General features: G+C 35.9%; 15 protein-coding genes. 1 reads left to right on the forward strand and 14 read right to left on the reverse strand.

Annotation, left to right across the window (positions count from 1 at the left end; genetic code table 11):
• Positions 1 to 104: 104 nt before the first annotated feature.
• Complete coding sequence (locus tag GQR59_RS08535) at positions 105 to 3,458, reverse strand: mechanosensitive ion channel domain-containing protein (RefSeq protein ID WP_160061619.1); 3,354 nt, start codon at positions 3,456 to 3,458, stop codon at positions 105 to 107.
• Positions 3,459 to 4,284: 826 nt separating this feature from the next.
• Here GQR59_RS08535 and GQR59_RS08540 point away from each other — a divergent pair.
• The gene (locus GQR59_RS08540) at positions 4,285 to 4,677 is read left to right on the forward strand and encodes a RidA family protein (protein WP_160061621.1); all 393 of its coding nucleotides are present in this window, start codon (positions 4,285 to 4,287) and stop codon (positions 4,675 to 4,677) included.
• Positions 4,678 to 5,528: 851 nt separating this feature from the next.
• Here the strand turns inward: GQR59_RS08540 and GQR59_RS08545 are convergent.
• From GQR59_RS08545 to GQR59_RS08605, 13 genes are all read right to left on the reverse strand, one after another.
• A complete protein-coding gene (locus GQR59_RS08545) occupies positions 5,529 to 6,899 on the reverse strand; it encodes a hypothetical protein (RefSeq protein ID WP_236546694.1) in 1,371 nt (456 codons plus the stop codon).
• A 156-nt stretch (positions 6,900 to 7,055) separates the two neighbouring features.
• Entirely contained in the window at positions 7,056 to 7,805 is a 750-nt protein-coding gene (locus tag GQR59_RS08550; RefSeq protein ID WP_160061625.1) for an NPP1 family protein, read from the reverse strand.
• Positions 7,806 to 8,135: 330 nt separating this feature from the next.
• Positions 8,136 to 9,080 carry an ornithine cyclodeaminase family protein gene (locus tag GQR59_RS08555; RefSeq protein ID WP_160061627.1) on the reverse strand — a complete coding sequence of 315 codons (945 nt, stop codon included), beginning with the start codon at positions 9,078 to 9,080 and terminating at the stop codon, positions 8,136 to 8,138.
• Positions 9,081 to 9,417: 337 nt separating this feature from the next.
• The gene (locus GQR59_RS08560) at positions 9,418 to 10,743 is read right to left on the reverse strand and encodes a TRAP transporter large permease (protein ID WP_160061629.1); all 1,326 of its coding nucleotides are present in this window, start codon (positions 10,741 to 10,743) and stop codon (positions 9,418 to 9,420) included.
• The gene (locus tag GQR59_RS08565; RefSeq protein WP_037048033.1) at positions 10,740 to 11,258 is read right to left on the reverse strand and encodes a TRAP transporter small permease subunit; all 519 of its coding nucleotides are present in this window, start codon (positions 11,256 to 11,258) and stop codon (positions 10,740 to 10,742) included. The genes GQR59_RS08560 and GQR59_RS08565 overlap by 4 nt, the downstream gene beginning before the upstream one ends.
• Positions 11,259 to 11,333: 75 nt before the next feature.
• On the reverse strand, positions 11,334 to 12,395 hold the full coding sequence (gene dctP, locus GQR59_RS08570) for a TRAP transporter substrate-binding protein DctP (protein WP_025563024.1): 1,062 nt from the start codon (positions 12,393 to 12,395) through the stop codon (positions 11,334 to 11,336).
• Positions 12,396 to 13,052: 657 nt separating this feature from the next.
• Positions 13,053 to 14,786: an ABC transporter ATP-binding protein gene (locus GQR59_RS08575; protein WP_160061631.1), complete on the reverse strand. Its 1,734-nt coding sequence runs from the start codon at positions 14,784 to 14,786 to the stop codon at positions 13,053 to 13,055.
• A gap of 53 nt (positions 14,787 to 14,839) precedes the next feature.
• Positions 14,840 to 15,793 carry an acetamidase/formamidase family protein gene (locus GQR59_RS08580; protein ID WP_160061633.1) on the reverse strand — a complete coding sequence of 318 codons (954 nt, stop codon included), beginning with the start codon at positions 15,791 to 15,793 and terminating at the stop codon, positions 14,840 to 14,842.
• A complete protein-coding gene (locus GQR59_RS08585; RefSeq protein WP_160061635.1) occupies positions 15,783 to 17,399 on the reverse strand; it encodes an ABC transporter substrate-binding protein in 1,617 nt (538 codons plus the stop codon). Before GQR59_RS08585 ends, GQR59_RS08580 begins: the two co-directional genes overlap by 11 nt.
• Positions 17,400 to 17,421: 22 nt before the next feature.
• Entirely contained in the window at positions 17,422 to 18,348 is a 927-nt protein-coding gene (locus GQR59_RS08590) for an ABC transporter permease (RefSeq protein ID WP_160061637.1), read from the reverse strand.
• Entirely contained in the window at positions 18,345 to 19,196 is an 852-nt protein-coding gene (locus GQR59_RS08595) for an ABC transporter permease (RefSeq protein ID WP_160061639.1), read from the reverse strand. Before GQR59_RS08595 ends, GQR59_RS08590 begins: the two co-directional genes overlap by 4 nt.
• Before the next feature lie 2 nt (positions 19,197 to 19,198).
• Entirely contained in the window at positions 19,199 to 19,771 is a 573-nt protein-coding gene (locus GQR59_RS08600; RefSeq protein ID WP_160061641.1) for an ANTAR domain-containing response regulator, read from the reverse strand.
• A complete protein-coding gene (locus GQR59_RS08605) occupies positions 19,768 to 20,895 on the reverse strand; it encodes a transporter substrate-binding protein (RefSeq protein ID WP_160061643.1) in 1,128 nt (375 codons plus the stop codon). Before GQR59_RS08605 ends, GQR59_RS08600 begins: the two co-directional genes overlap by 4 nt.
• Between the last annotated feature and the right edge of the window lie 41 nt (positions 20,896 to 20,936).

A 20,936-nucleotide genomic window follows, 5' to 3' on the forward strand; every position in this document is an offset into this window, starting at 1 on the left:
CCCAACTCACTTTGATAAATTTATAATGCATAGAATCTAACGTTGTAAGGCTTAGAAGCAATATGTAACCAACGTTTGATATTCTTAACACTAGACAACCACAATTACGGGACCAGTTGATTAGAAACAATATGTAAGTCTCTTTGCGGGAACGGTATAGAGATATTATTTTCTGCAAGCACTTGGTTAAAACTACTATTAATAGCATGTGTGACTGGAAGGCGATATTCAGTTTTTTCTACATAGACACGGGCTTCAAAGTTAAGTGAGCTATCACCGTGCTCTAAAAAGAAAACTTGCGGCGCTGGTTGCGTTAATATGTCTGTTTTATTTTTAAGCTCTTGCATTAATAAATCACGAACTTGTTCCACATCAGAGCCATAAGCGACTCCAATTTTAATAACAACCCTAGTCACTGCATCGTTTAAAGTCCAGTTCGTTACATTTTCAGTAATAATCGATTTATTTGGAAGCAGAACCTCTCGATTGTCAAAATCTGTAACCGTAGTCGCTCGAATTGAAATATTAGTCACGGTACCTGATTGGTCGCCAATAGTGACTAAATCCCCTACCCGAATTGGCCTTTCAAACAAGATAATAATACCCGACACAAAGTTAGCAACAATTTCTTGTAAGCCAAATCCTAATCCGACACCTAAAGCCGCAACAATCCACTGTAATTTTGACCAATCTATACCCAATAGAGATAGACCAACAACACAACCGGTGCCTACTAAGATGTAACCTAAAATAGTAATTAAAGCATAACGAGCCCCGTTATCCATTTTGAATCGTTCAAAAAATCCAATTTCAATAACACCACGAATATTTTTAGCCGCAACCACCCCACCTGTTATAAAACTGATGCCTAGAATAATTTGCAACAATGTCACATCGCTAGCTAACTCTACACCACCTACTACAGTCACTTCTTGCCAAAGAACAATATCATCAACAATACCTAATGCTGGTAATAAAGGTTTCCAGACAAACCAAAGACAAGCTATAAATATTAATCGAGAGATCCAAAGTATGATTGATCGACTTTGTCTTATTACTTCATCATTGTTTACCTCATTATTTACCTCATTGTTTATAGTTTGAGGTGGATTTGAATCATCATGACTTTGTGCTAAAAGTTCCTCTTGTTGAAGCTTCGCTTCTAAGCGTTTCTTTTTCATTATGTGGCGACGAAAAGTAACTAAAAAGATACGTAACATAATGCCATAAACAACTGCTACTAATACCAATAATATACCTGATAGGAAGATCTTTGATTGTAATTCGACTGCAGTATCAAAAAAACCAAATAACGGAAGTAAACCTATAATAAATGGAGAAATAACAATAAAAGGAAATGATAAATACATAAATGTACTGGTAGATGAATCGCCTTCGACACTATTTGCTACACCATTATTAGGTTGAAAAAATTGGTAGGTAAATATGGTAATAAAGAGCGACCCAGTGATAAAAGCAATAATAGCTATGCCATAACGCAATTCAGGCTCACCACTCGCAATTGCACTTGCAAATACAAAAGTGACTAAGGATTGTGTCGGCACAAACCACGTTAACATCTTTCTGAGTTTATTTCGTGCAATATCACTCCATCCAAAATGTTTATCAAATATACCATCTTGGCGACTCATTGACCGAAAGAAAAGTAAAATCAAACTGACTGAAGAAGCTAATGCTAAGCCTGTAGCAATCGCAGCTGAAAAGCTGCTAGATTCAGCATTATTTAAAATAAAACCTGCTAGAGCGCATAAAGCAAGGGGAACAGGCAACGCTAAAACAAACGTTAACAATAGAGCAAGTGGCGTTGTAAAATAGGTATCCTTTCCTACTTTACCAACTTGATTAACTAATGATTGTAAAACATGAATAATTTTAGATTTTAAGACTAAAATAGTAATTGGGATGATAAGTGAGATTAAAAACAAAGTCGGCGTTTTTAACATGCCTGAATATAAAAGATTAAATGAGTTTAACCATGAATCTGGCGAAACATACCATTTAATATTGTTAATAAAATTATTGACAAGATTACTCATATTTCCTGAGTTTGAAGGTAACCAAATAAGTCTACGATCTAAGAGTTCTCTTAATTCTGCGCTTGATAATAAAAGCTGATTAATAAGTAACTTTTCTTCATTGATACCATCAGACTTTTCATTTGATGCTTCAATTAATAAACTTAATAACTCACGGCGTGTTTCAACCAGTTTTTGCGCAGATTCGATATCAGAGTAGGTAAACAACGTGCTATTATCACTTTGTTGCTTGACTAAACTCTCCTGATTATTTTTCATCGCATCTTCCAGAAACTGTCTAGCAGTAACCGAAACGTCAGAGATATTACGTACTCTTTCCTGCCACAATATCACATCAAGTTGATTTCGAATTGCATCTTCCTCAATGGTATATTTGCGTTGCTCAATCAAACTATCATTGGGTAAAGACGTTCTCAACTTACGTAATAATTCACCTAATTCATCTGTTACTCTTCCAGTTGCCAGTACACGTTCAACTGTTTCTGATGATTGTTGTACTTCAAGCTTTTGGCTCCTTAGCGTACTAATATTTTCTTTGTTTTTGGTTGAGTCGGCTTGCATTTTTATGAGCAATTCGGCCAGTGAAATATTTTCACTGGCAATAGTATAAAGTGGAGATTGTGGCTCAAATTCGGCAAGCGTTTCTTTGTTTTTGTTAACCGTCTCTTGTACTTCCATATTACGAGTCTGCGATAAATAATCACTAAGTGCCGTAATTTTTTTTTCATAAAATTCGCTTTGCATTCGCAACTGGATAAGTTGTGCATTCACTAAAGTTTGCCTTGTCGATATAGTATCGAGTTCGCGTTCTAGTTTATTTATTGTTGCAGTATATTTATCTACATTTGCACTTTGTTTTAAGAAATTTGCTAATTCAATGGGGTTGGTATTTTGACTTGATTGTTTACTAACCGCCTCACTAATTATTTTTTTATTTGCTAATGCTTCGCTCAGCTCATTGGCAACTGCACTCCCACGGACACTTAGATCACTTTGTTCTTTTTGCTTTTCTTTTAACCTGTTCAAACGGTTTTCTTGATCTGCAAGCTCTAGTAAAAGCTGATTTTGTAATTGATTAACAGGCAACGATGAATCAATTTCAATTGTTCTATTTTTTAAACGCTCATTTTCATTTTGAATAGTTAATATTTGTTGTGGTGTGGAAGTGGCTATTTCATCAAAATTTTCAGCTAGTTTGACTTGCTCATTTGCATCAATAAGTGATTTTTGTGCATCTTTAAGAGTTATGAGAACTTGTTGTTTTTGTTCCTCAACTAATTCTGTGTTTTGCTCAACACTATCTATTGCATCCACTACTTGTTTTTCTAGGGTATTTTCTTGCGCAAATGCAAGTGAAATTAATAAGTTAAGTGTAACGAGTACGAGTATAAAAAACTTCATTATTCACAACCTGTTTTATGTTTTCAATGCATTCATTTGATTAGGTTTAAAGACTATAATTTACGTATTACTATCGCAATGGATATTTAAAAACGTTTTTGTTAAATCTATAGACGATTCGAAGATAGTAACCCCCCCTATCCTACCTTGTATTTCAAAAATTGATCATCACAAACATATCAAACCATACTCATCACATCATTTTTTTGCAATGGACAAATCATATCGTTCAATAACTTACAGGGTTCTAAGTTGTAATGGGCTGTTAACTCGATAACATCTAACAGAGCGATATCTAAGCAATCCAATTAAAATTGAAGTAACCGTTAACTAATATACCCGTCACTTCCTTTATCTACTTGAACAAATAAACAATCTTATATTTCTGTTCCATTTAGAAATAAAGTTGTGGACAGTCAATAGTTTATCGCAACAAAATCAATCTATTAGGATCTAAAGTCACTGGATCTCCAACATTTTTTTACCTTAGCTTCAAATATTGGAAAACCTGTTCGTTTAGCTACTTCTTTTATTATTTCTGATTTATTCATGCTCACTTACCTTTAAGTTGCATAACGAGGCTATAGAATTTCTCATTTTCAGCCTGTTTATTTAAATAAAAATAACATTAACAGTAACTTACATTTACTTGAGATTAAATAGGTTATTTTTTTATTAACTAATTGATTAAATTGAGCCATAAATGGGATTAAAGGGTTGTACAAACTCCAATGGGGGCGACAATATACTTAACATCATGCTTATTCTAAGATAGTATAAATTTCTTTTATGCGTCATGCATATCCCCTTTAAAAAAGGATTTTTTATGAAAAAAGTTATTTTTAGTTTAATGTTGGTTTTGTTTGGTTCACAAGTTGTCTCTGCTGAACTTCCTTTTTCACCTTATAGAGTAGCTGGTGATACAGTTTACCTTTCAGGGCAGATTGCTTTAAAAGCAGAACGAGGTGAAAAACCTACAATACAAAAAGAAACACGTATTGTGCTTGATAAAATAAAAATGCTTTTGACAAAAGAAGGGTTAAACTTAAGTAATGTTGTTAAAGCAACGGTATATCTTGAAGATATTAAAGCTTACTCAGAAATGAATAAAGTATACGCAGAATACTTTAGTAAACCATATCCTGCTAGAGTTGCATTAGCAGTAAAAGAGTTACCACTCGGAGCGCAAATTGAAATTTCAGTAATAGCGCATAAATAACTCCTTATTGTCATAACATGCGTTAATCGCAGTAATTAGGGCTATCTAAACGGTAGCCTTTTTTATGCCTGTCTATAAATAAAGTTGTGGACAGCCAATAGTTGATCGCAACAAAATCAATCTTTTACGATCTAAATCCACTGAGTGTCCAGTACTTTTCGCTTGATCGTATTTACTCATTTTTCAGACTCGAATTGGTAGTTTTTTCTGTATATCTATTTTGAATTAACCTTCCCCACCCTTCGTGGTTAAATCGGTTTTTGATTTTAAAAGACAACAAGTAACCACGAAGCCGCTACGCTGCACGAAGGACACTAAGAAACCCCTTACAATAAATGTTTTGAATTAACCCAAACCTTCGTGGTTAAATCGATTTTTGATTTCAAAAGATGACAAGTAATTACGAAGTCGCTACACGAAGGACATGAAGAAACCCTTACAATAAATGTTTTGAATTAACCTTCTCCACCCTTCAAACCTTCGTGGTTAAATAGTTTTTTGATTTTAAAAGACAACAAGCAACCACAAAGTAGCTTCGCTGCACGAAGGACACGAAGAAAACCCTTACAATAAATGTTTTGAATTAACCTTCTCCACCCTTAAAGCCTTCGTGGTTAAATCGGTTTTTGATTTTAAAAGACAACAAGCAACCACAAAGTCCCTTCGCTGCACGAAGAACATCAAGAAACTAACTAAAATAGTTTGCGCTGTAGCGGTATTACTTTGCCTACTTTGTCACTACAACTTGAAAATAGAGCGAACAATTCATCTGTTCCTAACCAAACTGATGAAGCCTTATGAGCAATCGTGCTATGCAAAATACTCTTTAATCACTCATGATAATAGGTAATTTAGTTACTATTCATAGAGCTTAAAATCGTGTGTATCTCTTGCTCAGAAAAATCAGTCTGATCATTAAGATAATCTAACGCTGAGTCTGTATTCTCTTGGTATAATTGAGTAAAAATAAGATAGTGCATTTCGTCTACATCATAATTATTTTTAATTTCTTTTATCCATTTTTGAGCAATGTTAATGTCATTTTGTTGTACAGCGATTTGAGCCAAAGAAAATCCTGCGTCACTATTACCTATATCAACGGATGATAGCCAATCACTGGCTGCAGACAAGTCTTGTTCCGCCCAATGATAGATGATCGTATCAAATGCTTGCTGACGCTTGTCATCACTTTCAAAATAATCAATATAATTTAAAGCTGTTGGAATATCGCTACGCATTAATATCCCTACCATCTTTTGTTGCATCGCATCACGAACTTCATCATTCGATATATTATCGATAAGTGATATCGTATTGTCGGTCGTACTATGAGATAAAATAAGTGGCAAAATAGCTTCGATAATAGTGTCATTGAAGTCATTATGGGGTAATGACAATAGCGCTAAAGCAATATTATCAGCATCAAATCCCTCTTCGCTAACTAATTGAAATGTTTTAGTGGTGATTGCATCGATGATGGCAGCAGTAATTGACGGGTCTTTATCTGATAATAAATACAAAGATGAAAGTGCAACATCTATATCCTCTTCAATCACTAGACTATATATTGGTAGTCCGTATTGTTGATATGCGACATTGTTTTGACTAACCCAGCCAACTGCATCAAATATATCCGTGTCTACCCATTTTTGTATGATATTAAAGATTGATTTATTACGTAAATCAATCTCATTTATTTTTTCAGTATATTGAATAGCCAACTGCGGTGAAATACTAATATTCTGAGACAACTCAACAATCACAAAGTCTAATGTAGTACCCGTCTTCGTCGTTAATAACCATGTATTGAGGGCATCAGAGTCGCTATCAGACCAAGCCGTCATCGCTAATAACAACATGGAGAAACGAAAATTCTCATCTTTTAAATTTAATAGATAAGCCATTACACTTTCAGGCTCTTTCGACATCCATAGCACAAAGAATGCCTTGTATTGAGTCTCTGTGTATTGCTTATTACCAGCAACAATAACTTGTTGAAGTAAGGTGATTGGTTCCGAACTATCACTTACGTTTTGATAACGATTTTTATCATTATGATTCATTTCATTATGAGGCAGCATTGAGGTAGTTTGATGATTAAGAGTAGTTGATATAGTTGATTTTTTTGACTCATCAAAGATGACGTTTTTAAGTAATACAATGAGTAAAAAAGTAGTTAACAGTACTATGAATAGCGTTTTAATAAGACGAGAAAGAATCAAAATAGCATCACTTTAATAGTTAAGGTCGATGATTGAAAACGCCTTAAAACATGAGTAGATTTTAAGGCGTGTTGAACTCAAAAAAAATCATTCAAACATTTAGTAGTAAATAGTAAATAGTAAATATAATGAGTGAGTTATTATTACGAAAATACCTTATAACCCTAGAGCATCTTTCGCTTTTTCTACTTCATTTTGAAATTTATTATCTCTATTTCTTACTGGTACTACCGCATTTCCAAAATCTCTAATATTTAAGGAATTTCTAGCAGCATCTGTCATCAATCCCCAGATAATAGCTCTATGTTTATCAACTGAACCTTTAGACCCTTCAGCAAAGCTGTGCGTAACACTCCCATGAAAATCATAGTTTATGTATATATGGGTATTGTTATTGCCACCACGATTAGGGTTTGTGCTTGCAGAAAGACCGCCATGGGCTGAATACACTGCACCTATTATTTTTTCATTGCTTGAGTTATAAGTATCATTGTAATTTTCAACAAACACCATCACATATTCCCAATCATGACGATGACCGATTGAGGCAACTAAATATCCATTATCTTTAGGAAAGTAATAGGCATACATAATTGCAGTTACCGTATCGTTTATTTCAACACCACGCACATAAACTTGTTGCTTGGTATCTAAGCTACAATTCCCGCCATTACTACCCGAATCTTTTAGCCCTGCATTCCAGTTACCATCGGCATCAACAGCCGTATAAGGGTGACAACCATCGCCAATATTTAATAACGGTAGATAACGTTGTGTAAGTGTATTTGTAAGGCCAAATATCGGCTCAAGAGAATCGTGAGGCACTGAACTAGCAGCAAAAGAAACATTGGATGAAAAAGAGGCTATCGCGATGAGGCCTCCTCCTAACAATTTTGTAATATTCATAATAGACTCATATATTTAAAAAATGATTCTCATTTATCAAAAAACTTAATAAGTAAGGTCGATACTCTTAAAAGAGCGTGATCATACTACCTACTCAAATTAAGCAACAATAATCATTACCATTAAAAATGTGACATAGCTCGCTTATTTAATATCACTAAAGATATAATAAAAGTATCTTTTTAAGGTTTTAAATTTACTAAATCTTTAAATTATCTTATTTAACAAATAAAATAATTTTTTATTATCAACATCTCAATGGGCTCACCCATTAGCGCTTTTCTATAAAGGAATGGCTGATTCCAGTCACTCCTTGATCACCTGAACATATTAATGGGTTAATTTATCTACGACTAAACAAGCCGCCGCTAAATCAGACAGTGCAGTCCCGACGGTTTTAAAAACGGTAATTTCTTCTTCTGTTTGTCGTCCTTGATGTTGACCTCTGGCAAGTTCGGCCAACTCAGCTTTGACATCACCTTTACTAAACACACCTTCTTCGATAGGTATTAATAACTCACCTGCTTCACTTAATACATTTAAGCGGCTATCAACAAAAACATTGGCTTTGGTAATTAAAGTTGTGTCACATTCACGACGGTTTGGTGAATGATTTCCGACAAAATCCGTGTGCGTACCCGGTTTTACCCATTCACCTAAAATTAATGGCTCGCCAGCACCCGTCGCACAGCTAATGATATCTGCTTGACCTGCCGCACTTTCAAGATCGGTAATGGCTACAACGGTTATGTCTGGGCGTTTTTTACGTACCTGCTCTGCCACTTTTTCAGATTTTTCTAAACTACGCCCCCAAATATTTATATGGGTAATGGGTCTAACGCTAGAATGAGCTAATGCCATATACGACGCTAGATAACCGGTACCACAAACTAATAAACGGCTAGCATTTTTACGTGACAGATATTGACTACCCAAAGCAGAGACGGCTGCGGTTCGCCAGTAAGTAACACTGGAACCGTCAACTAAAGCTAAAGGCTCTCCAGTTTCGCGTTTAAACATTAAAATCTTTGAATATAAGCGATCTAGCCCCTTAGGACCGTTTTCAGGGAAATGGGTAAAGGCTTTAACGCCAATTGCTTTGTTGTTCCAAGCGGGTAATACGGCAAATCCATCACCATGGTCATTGCCCTCTTCCAAAGAAAATACATTACGCTGCGGCATACCGTGATTACCTGCAAACGTTTGCTCTATTGCAGGGATCAATTCTTCAAAATTCATTGTCTGATGAACTTCAGACGCTTCGATTACATGCATTTTATGATTTCCTTTGATAAATAATTATTTACAAATGAGTTTTACTGACAGCTACTAGGCATGCATAGTGATTATTCGTCACGCTATTTTCACCATCAATTTAAATAATGCATGCACTTCGCAATAGTTAATTGATGCTGACACAGGGGATGATTGTGTACGTGGTTCTCACGAATATTTGCTAGAGCAATATTTTTAATATGAATTGAATGCCTAGCATGTCGTAAATTATGGGAATGTTGTATTGGTATAGAGACATCAACTTAGTTATTCGTCATGGTGTTCAGCTTTTGTATAACCCAGAGCAACATGGCTACTGGGTTATACTTTTGCTAAATTACCAGTCTTTAGCGCCAAGAATACGCGGTAACCAGAGTGCTGTTTCTGGAAAAGCGAGTATGACAAATAGAACAACCAGTTGAATACAGATAAAAGGAACGACACCCGCGTACATGTGTTTTAGCGTTATACTCGGCGGTGAAATAGCTCTTAAATAGAAGATTGACGGGGCGAGTGGCGGCGTTAGGTAGCTGGTTTGTAATACCACTAAGAACGCAACACAGAACCAAATGTCGTCAAAACCTAACAAACGGACAATTGGAATGGCAACTGGAATAATGATCAGCACAACCGACATCATATCCAGTAAAAAACCTGCAATAAAGGCAATGAAAAGAATCAAGCCAAGGACGGTAGTTGGACTGAAACCAGACCCTGTTAGCAGTGATTGCACGGTTTGCATGCCACCTGTCGCAAAGAAGATACCTGCAAACATGTTACCAGCCATTACGATCAGTAAAATCATTGCTGTGATATTTACGGTGCTCAGCATCGATTCCCAAAGGACCTTTAATTTGCAGCTTCTATAACAAACAGACAAAATAACAGCGCCTAATGCACCACAAGCTGATGCTTCAGTTGGTGTTGCCAGCCCCAGTAAAATAGTACCGAGAACCGTAAAGATCAGAGCAGCTGCGGGAATGATTGCTGTAACGGTGACTTTCAATCTTTCAGCCAATGAGACGCCGGGTTCATTATCTATTTCTCTTGGTGCCATGTTGGGTTTAAAATACGCGATGGCAATGACATAGATAATAAATAAAGCAGCCATTAATAGGCCAGGTATAAGCAAACCATTAAATAACTGACCCACTGATATTCCTGCAACTGGCCCTAGCACAATGACGGTAATAGAAGGCGGAATAGCAGTACCTAACGAACCACTTGCGCAAATGACCCCTGATAGTAAGCGTTTATCATATTGGTGTTTCAGCATGACAGGAATAGTCAGTAGACCAATAACCGCTTCGGTTGCACCGACAACACCACTTGACGCTGCAAATATAGCACCAAGGATAATAGTCCCTACACCAATTCCACCCGGAAGACGCTTTGTCCATAAATGTATAGCGTGAAACAGTCGCTCTGCTATGCCAGATTTTTCTAACATAGCCCCCATAAATATAAATAACGGAACCGCAGCCAATATAGAGTTGGATGCAGTTTCTTCAATTTTTGTTAGTAGTTGATAGGCTGTTACGTCACCAAACATTATTAAGCCGAAAATAGCGGCTGTTAGAAGCATTGCAAAAGCAATCTGAACACCTGCAAAGATAAATAAGATAAGTACAGGAAACATTAAAATAGGTAGAAACTCATTCATATTAAGTCATCCTCTTTTCCACTAGTCAGGGTGGAGATGGCTTTAATAAGCTCTGCAATCAGTTGCAGAACTAGCAATAAAAATCCTAAGAACCAAGTAAAGTAAATAGGCCAAACGATTGGATTCCATGCTGAGCGTCCAGAACGTTCACCACTTTCAAAAGCCTCATAAAAATAATAAGCCAGCTCCCATGTTAGCCACATGAGGATTGGCAACAACATGAAGTAAAATACCATTCGAATAAACGCAACGACTCTGATTGGCATTTTCATGGTGAGTAAATCTACACTTACATGTTGCTTTAGGCGAAGCGCATTCGCCATTCCAAGTACGAAAAGAGTCCCCATTACCATATAGCTAATTTCAAATGCCCAAACAGTCGGCGAGCCTAAAACATGTCGGCTAAAAACTTCGATAATCAATGCAGCAACAAGCGGTAGTATTAATAGTGCTGCAATGCCACCAAAAAACCGTGTTGTCATTTCTATTATTTTTATTATCTTGATATGAATCATGGTATTCCTAATGTGACTGATCCGAATAGGTGAAAAAAAGGGAAGAGACCGTAATTCAGCCACTTCCCTTATTTTTTATAGTTCTGATTCTCCAATTTTTAGGCGATACTCTGACCAGTTATTCATATCTTCTTTAAACTTACGCTGAGAAGTCAGCACTTTTGCAAACCAAGGATTTTTTGCAGCGTTTTCGTCTTCCCATGCCATTGTTTCTTCAAGAATTTTGGTGATAAAGCTAGGGTCTAAATTAACGATTTCGTTCTTACCATCTTTTAATTCTTGGTAAGCGGCTAAATCAGCGTATGAAGATGCAAGCCATGAATCGAATACAGAGAGTTTAGCTGAGCTGCGTAGCACGTTTTGCTCTTGCTCGTTTAAACTATCCCATTTGCGTTTGTTTACCTGACATTCAAGTACACCACCAGATTGATGCACACCAGGAACCATTACGTATTTAGCAACTTCATGAAAACCAGTCGGCTTATTCAGTTCTGGGCTTCCCCATTCAGCAGCATCAATTACGCCACGTTCAAGTGCACTATAAATTTCACTACCTGCCATAACAACCGTAGATGCTCCCAAGCGAGAGGCGATTTCAGCCCATGCACCTGACGTTCTTAGACGTAAACCTTGAAAATCTTCCAGCGTTTGCACTTTTTTACTTGAGTGAAGAAAAATTTCAGTACCTAAAACTGAACAAGGAAACGCGACAACTTTAGATTTTTCTAAACGAAATTGTTCGTATAGTTCAAGACCGCCACCTTTATATATCCATAACATAAACTCTTCTGGTGTTAATCCACTTGAGTGTCCAGCGAGTAATGATGTCGTTGGATCTACGCCATAGTCATAGCTAATATAATTATGGCTTAACTGTGCGACTCCTGACTTTACCGTTTCAGTCACTTTTAATGCACTGCCTAAGGTGCCACCTGGAAATACTTTGATATTAAAGTCACCGTTACTCAGCATGTTCACGTGATTTGCAAAATTTTGAGCATCACGCTCTAACCAAGGACCGCCTGACCATGGTGTTGCCATGCGCCAATCTTTTTCAGCAGCACTAATGGAGGTACTAGTAGACATTACCGCAGTGGCGATTAATGACATTGTTAATAGTTTTTTAAGTGATTTCATGTTCATTCCTTTGTTTCCAGTTAGTTCAGTGATTTATTAAAGTTAGAGCAGAGTTATTGGCTGATAATTAAGAACATCATTAAGAATTTCACTTCTCTAATATTCAGTCAAATTGGTGGTGGATAAGTAGAATAAGTCTCATTTTTCGTTTGATCTAAGCATTATCAAAACTCCATTATTAATGTTGGAGAGTGTTAACAATTTGCTATTGTTTTTTTAATTTTCTGTTGTAAGTTTTTTCATATTTATTTTGTTAAAGCAAATTTGGAGCCAACACAAAGACGAGCTCACAAAATTAAAAACAACGCTATTTAAATTAACAACTTATGAGGAAATATCATTATTAATGGCAATATATTAAGAGTACAAAAAATAGCTTATTTGAGTGAAGATAAGGAGCATTAAAAGTGCAGCTAGCACCACGATGATCCATTTATGAACATCTTCATGTATTTGATAAAAAGGAGAATAATTGATATTGATTGATTATTACCGCTCAGCATTGCCATCACTTCATTATCTATGTTAACAACTTGCTAATAATTTATTTCTGAAGTCACATTATCACTAAACCTGTTATTAGAACCGATAGATTAGTTGATAGCTGTCGCAAAATAGCATCATTAGCATCATTAGCATCACAAAATAAGCTACAAACTAATTAATTGCGACTTGATGGTTACCATTGAAAATTTGATAACGAACTAACTCTTCTTTTGCATTACTCAAATAAATAGGATTCACTAATTCATGAATATCTAGCAATGACTTAAAATCACGTCTACTATTCAATTTAGCGATAGGCACCGCCTGCATGAGCCTTTGTGTATAGCTATGTCGAGGGTTCTGAACAACTTGTTCAGTGGGCCCCATTTCAACTATTTTACCACAATCCATTACTGCTACTCGATGGCATATTTGTTCAATAACAGCCATATCATGTGAAATAAATAGATAACTAATACCTAGTGTTTTTTGCAAATCATGTAATAACGTTAAAATTTGTGCCTGAACTGTTACGTCTAAAGCCGATACAGACTCATCTGCGATGATTATTTTAGGTGCTGATGCAATTGCTCTAGCAATAGAAATACGTTGGCGTTGACCGCCAGAAAATTGATGGGGATATCTGTCTAAAGCACTGTCATCTAAACCAACTTGAATTAATAACTCTGACACACGCTGCCTTACTTTATGTTTTGTTACTATTTTATGTAGTAATAATGGCTCAGCAATTAAATCAACGATTCGTTTTCTTGAATTTAATGAAGCATATGGGTCTTGAAAAATCATTTGTATATCTTTACGTTTATTCCTTAATGTTGCGCCCAATAAACCATTCATTTCTGATTGTTCTAATTTAACACTTCCTTCAAAATCAATTAAGTTCATGATTGCTTTGCCGGTTGTTGATTTTCCACACCCACTTTCCCCCACAAGTCCCAATGTTTCACCTGGCATGATGTTAAAATTAATATTACTAACCGCCCTTACTTCATAATTTATTCGGCTTAAGAAAGATTTTTTTACAGGAAATCTAACTGACAAATCCTTTACTTCTAATAATGGTTCTTGATGTTCTATTTGTTTTAAATGTTGGGCTTCCCCTAATTTAGGCACTGAGTTCAATAATTTTTGTGTATATTTTGAATCGGGTGAAGAAAAAACCTTAGTTAAACTACCCGTTTCTTCAACAATACCTCTATTCATGACAATGACATCATCTGCCATTTCAGCTACCACTCCCATATCATGGGTAATCATCAGCAAACCAGTATTAAAATCTTGCTGTAACTCCCTTAATAACGTTAAAATTTGGGCCTGAATTGTTACATCTAACGCAGTTGTTGGTTCGTCAGCAATTAGGATTTTCGGATTACAAGATAAAGCGATGGCTATCATCACTCTTTGCCTCATTCCTCCTGATATTTCATGTGGATATTGATTGAACCTTTTAGCTGCTTGTGGAATTTTTACAGCATCAAATATTTGTAACGCTTTATGTTTCGCTTCTGAAAATGAGCAGATTTGATTTGATCTTATCGCTTCTATCAATTGATAGCCATTTGTCATTAAAGGATTCAATGATGTCATTGGCTCTTGAAATATCATGGCAATATCTTGACCACGAATTTTTTGCATCTGTTTCTCTGAACATTTAAGTAGGTCTTTATTATTAAAGTTAATTGATCCTTTAGATACATTAACCGCTTTCGGTAAAAGCCCCATAATGGCTAAACTTGATAATGATTTACCACTGCCTGATTCACCCGCAATACATAGGGTTTTGCCTTTTTCCAGAGTAAAATTTAAATCTGTTACGATTTCAATATATTTATCTTTTTTACCTACACCAATATGTAAGCCGTCGACTGATAATAATTTATCCATAAATATTGTTATCCCATTAAAAAAGCGCATTGAAAAACAATGCGCTTATTTCTTTACTCAAAGACAATATTAGGAAAATAGAAGCTGACAACCCAATTAGGTGCGTCTACTATTTCACTGATACGTAAATCTCCACAAACAGAGCACAACATATATGCTTGTTCTGGAGGCATATTATGCTGATGACTTAACAAATCGACCATTTGCATTAGAGCATTACGCGCCCCTTCGAACATATCAGTCCCTATACCCGTTGTTACTTGGTATCCTTTACCATCAAGATGCCTAGTAACTGGACCTGGCGTGGTAAAGAAAGGTGATGTTATTGATTTGTTATTGACGACATCAAATTCCAATACGACATCCATTGGGCTTTCAATCGCAGTGCCACAGACTTCACCATCGCCTTGAGCTGCATGAGTATCCCCGACTGAAAACAAAGCACCCTCCACTTCTATCGGTAAATATAGCGTTGTTCCTGCACTTAAATCTCTAATATCAAGATTACCACCTACACGCCTAGGCGGTACAACTGAGTGTAAGCCTAATTCGGCTGGTGCAACTCCCATTGTTCCAGCAAAAGGTTTAAGTGGCACATTAGCAAATTTACCAAAAGCACTGGTTGTAGGTTTATTTGCATCGTAGTCCCAAATATTTAATACAGGCTCTTTAAATTGATCTGACAGTAAACCAAACCCCGGTATATTAGCAGTCCAACCAAATCCACTTGCTTTAAACTCGTGCACGGTGACTTTTAATAAATCTCCAGGTTTAGCCCCATCTACATAAATGGGGCCTGTAACAGGGTTTATAAGACTAAAATCTAAATCAGTAAGATCTGATAAATTTGAGTGCTTATTTAACTGCCCTCCTGAGCTATCTAAACATTGGAACTCCAATGTCGTACCAGGTTTTATTCTGTGCACAGGCTCAATACTATTATCCCAACCAAAGTGATGGTTCTCACTATGGATTGTTCTTATTAAATCATTACATTTATTGCACATCTTTCACCCACACATGATCATAGTTAACAGGAACATGTACTGGATCTACGAAGATTGCATCTGCACCACCCAAACGTTGAGAACGGATTGTAAAACGGCGTTCATTAAATACAGGTACCCAAGGAGCATCAGCCATCACTTCTAAATATATTTCTTCCCAAAGTTTAGTACGCTTATCTTGGTCTTCTGGCTTCGCCATAGAATCAGCTAAATTTGCTTTCTTATCTAACTCTTCATTACAGTACCAAGACCAATTCCAACCGCCTTCTACTGCTCCAGCACAACCTAATATTGGCGCATAAAAATTAGATGGATCTGGAAAATCAGCAATCCAAGCCATACCACCAGACCATATCATCGGTGCTTGGGTTTTATCCCCACCTGCTGCTATTACATTCGCTTGGGCTAGCGATTTAATTTCAACAGTGATGCCTATTTTAGATAAATCTTGTTGGATAGCTTGTGCTATACGAGGTTGAGGCTCTGTATTGGAAACATATAGTTGTGTAGTAAAACCATCACTAAGACCATTCTCTTTAAGTAGTGATTTTGCTTTATCTATATCAAATTCATAGCCTTTATACTCTTTTGAGTAACCAGGCATTGCAGGTGGTAAAGGCTGATTTGCAGGTACTGCTCGCCCATTAATAATTCGTACGATACGATCTTTATTAACTGCCATGTTAACGGCTTGACGTACAGCTAGTTTATTAAAAGGAGCAATTTCAACATTCATAGTGACATAACCAGTATGTAATTGATCTCCGACTACGATTGAATCTTTATATTTAGGATCGTTTTTAAGCTGTAAAAATTTTGCAGGTGGGATCCCATCCCCTGCTAAATCAACATCTCCTTGTTCAAGTCGTAGTAAAGCAACGACAGGCTCTTGGCCAAACTCAAATTTAATATCATCCAAGTAAGGTAAACCATTTTTGTTATAGCTCGTATTACGTTTTAAGGATAGAGATTGTCCGGTTTTCCATTCATCGAGGAAAAATGCACCTGTTCCAACAGGATGTTTACCGAAATCGAGCCCCCATTTAATAACTTCTTCTTTTGGAACAACGGATGAGAAATTTAAGGCAAGCACGTGTAAAAAGGTTGCATCTGGTTGTTTAAGGTTAAATTGAATTTCATGATCATTGATGACTTTAATACTATTAAGTGTTTTAACTTTGCCTTGGTTAAGTTCATCAAAACCATCAATTGAACCATAAAAACCCGCACCAGGACTTTGAGTTGTTGGCATGATTGTTCGTTCAATTGAATATTTAACATCAACTGCGGTCATTTCTCTACCATTATGAAATTTAACACTAGGTTTTAATTTAAACGTATAAATTAGTCCATCATCAGAGATCGTATAGCTTTTAGCTAAATCAAGTTCTAATTCAGTAGTTCCTGGTTTGTAATCTAACAAACCATCAAAAATGCTTTTAATCATTGACCAATTTTGCCAATCGTAGCCAATGGCAGGATCTAAAGTTGAAACATCATCTTTATAGGTAACGATCATAGAGCCACCTTGTTTGATTTCTGCTGCTTGAACTGAACCTACGCTTAAACATAAAAACAACGTATTTAATAAGTGTGATTTTTTCATAGTTCTTCCTTGTTTTTTGAATTTACATACTTTTAATATCGATTCTTGGGTCTATTAATGGTGCAATCAAATCAGCAATTAAATTACCAATTACTATTGCAAACGCTGATACCAACGTTACTGCAACGATAATTGGCGTATCTACTCTCTGTATTGCTTGCCATGCTAATTGACCTATTCCTGGCCAGCCAAAAACTGACTCAACCACAACCAACCCTCCAACAAAAATCCCAATATCAATCCCTATCATTGATATGATAGGGAGCAATGAATTTGGAATAATGTGACGAGTTATTACCTGAAAATTACTCAGGCCTTTTGCTCTAGCTGTACGAACAAAATCTTGATGTAACACTTCTATCATTGAAGAGCGAAACATACGTGAATACCAACCACATCCTAAAATGCCCAATGTGAAAGCAGGTAAAATAAGATTTTTAAATTCTCCATAACCACCGATTGGGAACCAAGCAAGTTTTATGGAAAATATATAAAGAAATAACATGGCAGCTACAAACTGAGGAGCCGAAACACCGACAAATGATGAGATCATGACAGCTCGGTCAATAATAGTGTTTCGCTTAAGTGCAGCAACAATTCCTAGTGATAGGCCAATAACTAGCTCTATTAAAATTCCTGCTGCCATTAACTCCAGAGAAGCAGGTAAGCGCGCAGCGATTAAAGTAGACACCTCAGTTTTTTGTAACCAAGACCTACCAAAATCCCCTTGTAATATATTGAGCAGGTATTGAAGGTATTGTTGGTAAAAAGGAAGGTCTAAACCTAACTGACTTCGTATATTAGCGACTGTCTCAGCTGTTGCACTTCTCCCAGCAATTTGTCTTGCAGGATCTGCGGGTATTAGATATAGCAATGCATAAGTAATCATTGACACACCGATGAGAATAATAAATGCGTAAAAAATTCGTTTTATAAGAAACTTAATCATGCGTCATCTCTCCCATTGAGTGTTGGATCTAATGCATCACGTAAAGCATCCCCAAGAATATTAAAACTCAAAGAAAGCAAAATAATCACTGAACCAGGAATAAACACTAGCCAAGGCGAAATAGTAAAATAGGTTTGATTTTCAAAAATAATATTTCCCCAACTAGGTGTAGGAGGCTGAACACCTACACCTAAATATGAAAGCGTTGCTTCAAGTAATACTGTCGTTGAAATACCTAATGTGGCCCAAACTAAAATAGTAGGTAAAAGATGGGGAAGTATGTGGTAAAACAATATTTTAATAGGGGAAATACCAATTGATACTTCAGCCATTACAAAGTCTTTAGCACTAATAGCTAATGTTTCAGAGTAAATGACACGTGCTATTTGTACCCAGTTCACCAATGCAATTACCATCGCTACAATCCAGATGCTTGGAGTAAATATCGCAGCTAAAGCAATAGCTAATAATAAGGCTGGAAATGCCATTATTAAGTCAGTAAATCGCATTAATGCTGAGCCCACAAAACCTTTTACATATGCAGCAATTACCCCAACTAATACACCAATAAAAATGGCAACACTATTAGCAACTAACCCTATGACTAAAGAAGTTTGTGAACCATAAATAATTCTAGATAAGAGGTCTCGACCTAGTAAATCAGTACCTAAAAGAAACCTTGAATTCGGCGGTAAAGGCGCCCCTTCAATAGTTAATCCATCAAAGAATTGCTCTGTTGGATCGAATGGGGCTAACAAAGGAGCAAATATTGCAGAACTAACAAGTACCATTACAACAATCAAAGCAAAAATGTTAGAAGGCCTATTACAAAGTAACTTTAAGAACATTGTTAAGCTCCTTTGTTGTAAACATCATTACAACTCGTACTTTTAACTAAATTTTCACAAAGAGTTTCAACTTCTATGTTCTTTGACATTGAAATGGTACGGATCATTTCATAAGCTTTTTGATCGTTAACGTTAAATTCATCCATAAATGAAATTACCGCTTTAATAACTGAACAACGTGATAAATGTTTACGCCTTAGATTGTTATATTGCTTTTCTTTTTCCTCTGTTTTTTTGGATAAAATAGAGGAAACTTGTAGTGCTGATAACAACCCTAATTGATGTATAGGTCTTGTTATTACGGCATATGCACCTAATTCCATTGCATGTTGAATTTCAGAAGGCGTTGCATGAGAAACAAGTGCAATTAATGGCCTGTTATGCTCAAAAATAGCTTTGCATTTAAACTCAAGGACCGTTGCAACGTCAAAAATGACAGCATTATTATTCTTAGGTAAATTGGCATGACTAAATGGAGTAATATCAAAACCCAATCGATTAGCAACTTTATTCAGGCTAGAAATGTCTCGGTCTTTGTTGGATAAAACGTATATTTCTTGGTTTCCAGATTTCATATAGCTTTTAACCTTTTAGAATAAGTTGAAAGTTCAATAACTTTAGGATTTACGACTATATTTTGAAAAGACATAAATGGATTAGGGTCTATGATTTGAGTTTCTAACCTGCTTTCAAAGTAGTCGTTAACTCTTAAGGCAACAGTGCAAGGTAAACTTGTATGTTGATTTTTATTTATTTTAATTAATTCGCCATTAGGACTAACCAATTCGATATCAGGTAAAATTGATTGAACCCTTTCAATATCTAATGAAGCAGATAATTTAATCGCTTTTGCAAATGCAAATATCGAAAGATATGCTGCCCAAAAATATCCAGAGCGCCTTACTTGTGAAGTTAAAGTATTATTATTAGATAATTCAGGCAGAATCGTTGTTTCAAAGAAAGGATTTGAACTTAATAACGCTAAATTAGGTAATTCACCTAAAACGTCTAGTTCACATTCAGTCAAGTTACAGCTAAGCACTGTCATAACTGTATATTTTAAAGCTTCATTAAGTTGCTTTAAGAAAGCGTAATTTGATTCACCAACTAGGTTATTAATAATAAAACTTGGTTTGTCTTTTAAGATATTATTTATACAAAGAGTAAAATCAGTCTCTTGCATATGAAACAATCCCTCAAAAACAACATTTCCAGCATTAACACTCACGATTTCTTTAGCAATCCGGCTACTTTCCCAGCCCCATACATAGTTAGAAGAGACTAAAGCGACTTTATTACCGTATTTTGGTAAAGCATAATTCATTAGAGGCATAAGATTTTGATTAGGGCATGGACCGATATAAACAACTTGCTCTTCGCATTCATACCCCTCGTAAGGACTACTAAACCACAACATCGCTTTATTTTTTTGAATTTCTGGCAGTAATATTTTTCGAGCACTAGAGGTAATCGGTCCAAAAAAGTGAGTCACTTCTTTATCTAAAAGATGTCTAATAGAAGAAATGTATGAATCATCAATTCCTTTTGGGTTTTCAGACTCTCCTATCAATTTGAAAGGGTAAGATTTACTTTCATTTATTTGTTCAATAGCAAAAAGAGCACCTTCTAACGCACTACGCCCCATATGACGATATGAACCTTCAGTTGAAAATAATAGCCCTACTGAAATGTCTTCCATACAAAAAGTATCCCTAAAAAAATTAAAAAAAAAGCCTAAAA

It is taken from the genome of Psychromonas sp. L1A2 (genome assembly GCF_009828855.1).
Lineage (GTDB): Bacteria > Pseudomonadota > Gammaproteobacteria > Enterobacterales > Psychromonadaceae > Psychromonas.